At 57.9% G+C, this 6,903-nt stretch carries 6 protein-coding genes; 1 reads left to right on the forward strand and 5 read right to left on the reverse strand.

Annotation, left to right across the window (positions count from 1 at the left end; genetic code table 11):
- The first annotated feature begins 24 nt into the window (after window positions 1-24).
- Window positions 25-1,266 carry a UDP-3-O-[3-hydroxymyristoyl] N-acetylglucosamine deacetylase gene (gene lpxC, locus GXX82_14940; GenBank protein ID NLT24335.1) on the forward strand — a complete coding sequence of 414 codons (1,242 nt, stop codon included), beginning with the start codon at window positions 25-27 and terminating at the stop codon, window positions 1,264-1,266.
- A gap of 174 nt (window positions 1,267-1,440) precedes the next feature.
- Here the strand turns inward: lpxC and GXX82_14945 are convergent, their stop codons facing one another.
- The 5 genes from GXX82_14945 to GXX82_14965 form a co-directional block, all read right to left on the reverse strand.
- Window positions 1,441-2,118 carry an outer membrane lipoprotein carrier protein LolA gene (locus tag GXX82_14945; protein NLT24336.1) on the reverse strand — a complete coding sequence of 226 codons (678 nt, stop codon included), beginning with the start codon at window positions 2,116-2,118 and terminating at the stop codon, window positions 1,441-1,443.
- A 58-nt stretch (window positions 2,119-2,176) separates the two neighbouring features.
- On the reverse strand, window positions 2,177-4,228 hold the full coding sequence (locus tag GXX82_14950) for a DNA translocase FtsK (protein ID NLT24337.1): 2,052 nt from the start codon (window positions 4,226-4,228) through the stop codon (window positions 2,177-2,179).
- A gap of 13 nt (window positions 4,229-4,241) precedes the next feature.
- The gene (locus GXX82_14955) at window positions 4,242-4,985 is read right to left on the reverse strand and encodes a 1-acyl-sn-glycerol-3-phosphate acyltransferase (GenBank protein ID NLT24338.1); all 744 of its coding nucleotides are present in this window, start codon (window positions 4,983-4,985) and stop codon (window positions 4,242-4,244) included.
- Window positions 4,982-5,758: an AAA family ATPase gene (locus GXX82_14960; GenBank protein ID NLT24339.1), complete on the reverse strand. Its 777-nt coding sequence runs from the start codon at window positions 5,756-5,758 to the stop codon at window positions 4,982-4,984. Before GXX82_14960 ends, GXX82_14955 begins: the two co-directional genes overlap by 4 nt.
- 75 nt (window positions 5,759-5,833) lie before the next feature.
- The gene (locus tag GXX82_14965; protein NLT24340.1) at window positions 5,834-6,877 is read right to left on the reverse strand and encodes a potassium channel protein; all 1,044 of its coding nucleotides are present in this window, start codon (window positions 6,875-6,877) and stop codon (window positions 5,834-5,836) included.
- Window positions 6,878-6,903: the final 26 nt, after the last annotated feature.

Consider the following 6,903-nt stretch of genomic DNA (forward strand, 5'->3'; position numbering starts at 1 on the left):
GCATTTCGTATAGAATATTGGGTCATGAACAAGGTTCTCATCATAGACGACGAACGGAACATCCTTGACTCCCTCTCGGGTATCCTCGAGGATGAAGGCTTCTCGGTGCTGAAGGCGACCGACGGCAAGGAAGGCCTGGCCATCTTCGAGCGCGAAGCCCCCGACGTGGTCCTCCTCGATGTGTGGATGCCCGAACTTGACGGCATCCAGGTCCTCAAGGAGATACGCACCCGGAAGGACGACGCGAAGGTGGTGGTCATATCGGGGCACGGGACGATCTCGACGGCGGTGGAGGCCGTCAAGATGGGTGCCTATGATTTTCTCGAAAAACCCCTCTCCATCGACAAGGTGCTCGAGGTCGTCTCCCGCAGCATCGGCGTCGGTTCAAAGCACGACCCGTCGGTTGCGGATTTCAAGCTGGAAGTGACGCCCGGGCGCACCAGGGAAAAGCAGAAGACCATCGGAAAGAGCACCGTCGTTTACGGGGTGGGACTCCACTCCGGGGTGAAAACGGGAATGATCCTCCTGCCCATGCCGGAGAACACGGGCATAGTCTTCGAGACCATTCCCGACGGGGAACGCATACCGGCCTACATCGACTACGTCTTCTCCGTGGGATACGCGTCATCGGTGAAAGGCAAGAACAGCGTTGTGCGCACCATCGAACACCTCCTGTCCGCCTGTCATATGTACGGGATCACGAACCTTCTCGTCAAGGTGAGCGAAGAGATACCCATCTTCGACGGCTCGGCCATCGAGATCTGCAGAAAGATCGAGGAGGCTGAGGTCATCGACCAGGCCGACGGGATCGAACCGCTCGTCATCACGGAAAAGGTGGAGCTCCCCAACCTGCAGAACGGGAAGTACCTCGCGGCGGAGCCCTCGGACCACTTCGAGATCGACTATCTCCTGGAACAGAAGAGGCCTATCGGGACACAGCATTACCGGTTTGTCGCCGGGCGCGACGACTATGTCGCCAACATCGCTCCCGCGAGGACCTTCGGTTTCCTCAAGGACTTCGAGCAGCTCGCGAAGATGGGCCTCGGGACCGGAGGGCGCATCAATAACTTCATCATCCTCGGCGAAGACGAGGTCATAAACACGAAGCTGAGGTTCGAAGATGAGTTCGTCCGCCACAAGGTCCTCGACCTCATCGGGGACATCTACCTCCTCAACCGTCCCATAACGGGCAAGATAACCGCCCGCCAGACAGGCCATGTGGAGAACATCGCGCTGGTAAAGGAACTGAAAAAACGGTTTCTCTGACGAGAAACCGTCTCACGTCGCAGGTCTCAGGTCTCACGTCTCAGGTTCGAGCCAATGCCGGAACCTTTACTGCGCTGGTCGAGAAAAGCGTACCTCTTTGGCTTTTGACTCGCAACGCGCAACCCGGAACCCGCAACTGTCTTTTGCCTGAAACCTGAGATCTGAAAGGGTCTTCTATCTTTCCACCACATCTTTTACCCCGTCGGACTTGTAGATGAATCTCGAGTCGCTGACGGGGGCGTTCACCTTGATGTCGGTGAATTCGATCGTGTTGATGTTGCCGGTGAATTCAAGGATCTCGATCTTCCTCAGAAGGTTCTTCTTGTCGATCCAGATCTTGGCCATATTGACGGTGGAATCCTTCTTCGGGAGGAGCTCGAAATACTCCATCCCCGCCAGTATGCTGTGCTGTTTGACGGTGAAGATGTTGTCGATGCGGGCGATGTCCTCGACGAGGTCGAAAAAGGTGCCTCCCGTCTTCTCCCTGCTCACCTTGCTCTTGAGCACGAAGGTCTTGCCCTCCTCATCCTGCCACATGTGGCGCCCGTCATAGAGGAATGTCTTGCTTTTCGGTTTCGTGTATTGCCACAGGAACCCCTTCTGTCTCTTAAAGTAGAAGTCCCCGTCAAAATCACGTATCTTCTTGATGCCCGAGACAAAGATCTTCTGGTGAAAAGAGGCCTCCAGCGAGGTGATGCCTGCATAGGTCTTTTTTATGGAATCAAAGGGAGACCCGGTCTCGCCCTTGACGGCGGGTTTCGCGTTATCGCCGGCCCCGGCCGTTCCCTCAGCGCCGGCGGGAAAGGGAACCAACAGGAACACCGCCAGGACACCGAAAAGGACCGGCCGCAACAGATCTCTTGTTCTCCAAAAAGCTCTTTCCATCATGCGATCATACCTCTGTTAAGGATCATTTCTTCAGGACCTCCCTCGGTTTGACACCGTCGGAGGGACCCACGATGCCTTCCTGCTCCATGCGTTCTATGATGCGGGCCGCCCGGTTGTAACCTATCCGGAACCGCCTCTGGACCATGCTGATGGAGGCCTCTCCCCTCGATGCCACGAACTCGACGGCCTCCTCATATTTCTCGTCATCTATCGCCTCGCCGCCGTCCTCCTCATCGTCCTTCTCCTCGAGGATCTCATGATGATACGCGGGCGCTCCCTGCTGCTTCAGGAATTCCACGATGCGTTTGATCTCCCCCTCGGAGACATAGGACCCGTGGAGACGCTGGAGCCGCCCGATCCCGGGGCTCAGGAAGAGCATGTCCCCGTAGCCGAGGAGGCTCTCGGCGCCGTTCGTGTCGAGTATGGTGCGCGAATCCACCTTGGAAAAGACCTTGCAGGCCACCCGGGCGGGGAAATTCGCCTTGATGATGCCTGTCAGGACATCGACGGAGGGCCTCTGGGTGGCAAGGATGAGATGGATACCCGACGCACGCGCCATCTGCGCGAGGCGGGCGATGTACTCCTCCACCTCTTTCGGGGAGACCATCATGAGGTCGGCAAGCTCGTCGATCACGACGACGATGTACGGAATGGTCTCGCCGCCATCCTCTCGCACGACCTTGTGGTTGTATTTCTCTATGCTGCGGACACCCTTCTGCGCCATCATGGCGTAGCGCCTCTCCATCTCGTCCGTCATCCAGCGCAGCGCCGTTTTCGCGTTCTTCGCGTTCGTCACGACAGGCAGGAGGAGATGGGGAATTCCCTCATAAAAGGACAGTTCGAGCATCTTGAGGTCGATCATGAGAAAACGCACGTGAGCCGGGGTCGCCTTGAAAAGAATGCTGAGGATCATGCTGTTCAGGGACACGCTCTTTCCGGACCCCGTCGCGCCGGCGACGAGAAGGTGGGGCATCTTTGCAAGGTCCGCCACGTAGGAATCCCCGTTTATCGTCTTGCCCAGCACGAGCGTCAGATGTGACGGGGACGAGGTGAAGACCTTCGACTCGATGATCTCCCGTATGTACACCGTCTCCCGCTCCCTGTTCGGGATCTCGATGCCGACCACGGCCTTGCCGGGTATGGGGGCGATGATCCTGATGGAAACGGCGCTGAGCGCCATGGCCAGATCGTCTGAGAGATTGGCTATCTTGCTCACCTTGACCCCCGGAGCGGGCTCGAACTCGTACATGGTGATGACCGGACCGGGTCTGACCTCGGTGACCCTGCCCTCTATCCCGTAATCCTTGAGCTTCTTCTCCAGGATGGACGCGTTCGCCTGTATGGAATCCTTATCGACCTTCGTCTCCTTCTTTTCCAGATCATCGAGAAGTGATGGGTCGGGAAGTTTGTACGGACCGATCTCCTTGAAGAACTCGAAGGTCTCCTGCACGGCCGGCGCCTTCTTCTCCGGCGCCTTCTTCTCCGGCGCCTCCTCTCTCTTCTCCTGGGTCACCTTTATTTCGCGGCGGCGCTCCGCCTTCTTGCGTCTCGCTATGCGGTCCTCGATCACCCCGAGGATCGGCGCCTGGATGATGAGGAAGGCGGAGATGAGAAGGAGGACAACGGCAACGAGGATCGTGCCGAAATTGCCGAGAAAGTTCATGAGCGCCTTTTCGAGAAGCGACCCCATGAACCCTGAGAACTCCACCTCGATCCCCCTCAGGGAAACCTTTCCCGCAAAGACCTGGAGGAGCGTTCCCGTGGAGAGAAAGAAGAGAACGAGCCCTGACGAGAAGACGATGATGCTCGGAGGGTCCTTCTTCCTGACGTAGAAGATGCCGAAGACCAGGGAGTAAGAGACAAGGAGATAGCTCATGAGACCGAAAAGCTGTATGAGGAGGTCCGACAGGTACGACCCGGCCTTGCCGCAGAGGTTTCTCGCCGCGGCGTCCGTGACCGTATGGAACGAGGGGTCAAGGGGGTGGTAGGAGAGGAGACTGACGAAAAGGAACAGGAACACCCCGATAAGGGCAACCCCGAGCATCTCCTTTTTCAGCTCCACCGATAGGTTCATGCGCCTGCCGTTGTCATGGGCCGGGCCTTCCCCGGCCCCCTTTCCCACCCGAGGACCCGCCCTTCGCGATGAGCTCCTCGATGCGGACCCTCACGTCGTCCATCACCTGTGTCTTTTGAGACCTGTCCATGCCTTCAAGGACGATGGGCTCCCCGACCTCAATGTATATTATGCCTTTTTCCCGGGGAATGAAACACCCTTTCGGCTGGAGCACACTGGAACCGGAGATGCCGACGGGAACGACGGGCACCGCGGCCCGAAGGGCAAGGGTGAACCCCCCCTTCTTGAAAGGAAGGAGCTTTCCGTCGGCGCTTCGCGTACCTTCGGGAAAGATGATGATGGTGGCGCCTTGCCGTATCCTCTGCGCGGCCTTCTCCATGGCCTTTAGGGCCTCACGGGCGTTCTCCCGGTCTATGCTTATGTAGCCCGCTTTCCGTATCGCCCACCCGAAGACGGGGATCCTGAAAAGCTGTCTCTTGGCGATCCATTTGAAGGACAGCGGGAGTGCGGCCAAAAGCGCGTATATGTCGAGGGCGCTCTGGTGGTTCACCATGAGAACGTACGGAGGCGAGCCGAGCCGCGCGAGCCCTTCGATACGAACGTTTATTCCCGCCACCGCGAGATACATCTTTGCCCAGAGGCGGGCCATGCGGTGGATGGTCTCTTCCCTGTCACCGAAAAGGGCCACAAGAAGGGCCACAAGGGAGAGGGTTATCGTCGAGAGGACCAGCCAGACGAGTACGGTGGCCCTTCTCATCCGGTGAGGTCCTCAAGGGAATCGAGGACCGCCGTCACTTCCTCCCGGACCTTTTCACTGAGGTCGTAGGGCGACACGCCCCTCTTGTCGGCCTCGATGATCCTGTCGTTGAGGGAAAGGAATCCCAGGAGCGGCAAGCCCTCCAGGTTCTCGCGGACGAGGGTCTCGTCCTGCCCGTCGGCGATCTTGTTTCCCACAACGTAGACCTTCTTTATCCCGATGTCGTCGGCAAGCCTTCTGACCTGACGGGCCGTCTGAAAGCTGCGCTTGCCGGGCTCGACAACGACGATGAGGGCATCGATGTACTCCGTCGTGCCCCTTCCCAGGTGCTCAAGCCCGGCCTCGAGGTCCACTATGACGTATTCATCTCGCTCTATCATGACGTAGGAAAGGAGGCTTCTCAGGAGGGCGTTCTCGGCGCAGAAACAGCCTCCTCCCCCCTGGGGTATGCTGCCCAGTACGAGGAGCTTCACCCCGTCCTTCACGAGGGAGAAGCGCTCCGGTATGTCGTCGACGCGGGGATTCAGCTGGAAAAAGGCACCATACTGGCCCTTTTTCGAGCCCGTCCGCTCGGCAATGAACTCCTCCATCGCGGCAAGGGGTCTTACATCCCTGAGGCTCTCCTCATCGATGCCGATCGCGCTCGCCAGGTTCGAATCCGGGTCCGCGTCGATGGCGATCACCTTCTTGCCCCTGTCACCGAGGATCCGCGCCATGACCCCTGCGACGGTCGTCTTCCCCGCACCGCCCTTTCCTGAAACAGCTATCTTCATCGTTTCCTTTCGTGAAAAACTATCATCCTTTGCGAAGCGTTGTCAACGTTGAGTGAACAAACAAGGGGGCGGACCTCACAGCGCGCTGTCCGCGCCGCCGGACACCAGTTCCACCAGGAGTTCCTTTTCCTCAGGGGTCGCGATGATGATAAGACTCATCTCCTTCTCGCAGACGGTGTCCGGATAAGGGTTATAGACCCATTCTCCGCTCGGTTTCCTGGCCGAGATGAGCATGATGTTGCCGATCGTCCTGAAATCGATGTCCTTTACCGGCTTGCCCACAAAGGGTGAGTGAGCGGGAACGTGCACCTCTTCCACCCGCATCGGGGAATACTTGTCGCGGAGCATCATGTCGAGGAAAGAGGTCACATGGGGCCGTATCATCTCGGACGCCATCCTGAGGCCTCCGATGAAATTGAGGGCCACAACCGAGTCTGCTCCGGCCCTCCTGAGCTTGTCTATGTTCTTCGTGTCGTTGCACCGGGAAACGATCCTCAGGGAAGGGTTGAGCTGGCGGGCCGTTAGAGAGATGACGATGTTGTCGTTGTCGGAATCCGTCGTGGCGTACAGGCCCTTCGCGTGCTCTATCATCGCCTTCCAGAGTATCTCGTTCTCCGTCGCGTCCCCGACCACAAGGTCGGCCTCTATGTTGTTCGCCTTGAAGACGTCGAGCTTCGTCTCATCGTGGTCGATGGCAATGAAGGGCCTCTTGGTGAGGTACATCTCATGCACCACGTAAAGGCCTACCATTCCGATACCGCAGACGATGTAGTGATCCTTCATCTTTGCGATCCGTTTTTCCATCTTCCTCCTCCTGAAAACCCTCCTCAACTCGCCTTCGATGATGTACGCGGCAAGGGTCGTGAAAAGGTACGCAATGGTACCGGCCCCGATGAAGACATAGATGATGGTGAAAAGCTTTCCCAGGGGCTTGTTGTCGAGACCGATCACGTCCCCGTACCCCACGGTCGTGAGCGTAATGGCCGTCATATACAGGGCGTCGAGCACACTGCGCTCGGAACCACCGATCATCTTGAACCCCAACGTCCCGATCATGATGACGGCAATGATAATAATGATGATATTGCGGAGCTTCTTCGGTATGATCTTCAACGGCACGGCACATTATAGCACAGGAAGACGGG

This window comes from Syntrophorhabdus sp. (genome assembly GCA_012719415.1).
Lineage (GTDB): Bacteria > Desulfobacterota > Syntrophorhabdia > Syntrophorhabdales > Syntrophorhabdaceae > Delta-02.

What these genes read in the sequence shown, in the direction of transcription:
- lpxC (NLT24335.1), top strand. Translation starts at nt 25, where the DNA reads ATGAACAAGGTTCTCATCATAGACGACGAACGGAACATCCTTGACTCC.
- GXX82_14950 (NLT24337.1), bottom strand. Translation starts at nt 4,228, where the DNA reads ATGAACCTATCGGTGGAGCTGAAAAAGGAGATGCTCGGGGTTGCCCTT.
- GXX82_14955 (NLT24338.1), bottom strand. Translation starts at nt 4,985, where the DNA reads ATGAGAAGGGCCACCGTACTCGTCTGGCTGGTCCTCTCGACGATAACC.
- GXX82_14960 (NLT24339.1), bottom strand. Translation starts at nt 5,758, where the DNA reads ATGAAGATAGCTGTTTCAGGAAAGGGCGGTGCGGGGAAGACGACCGTC.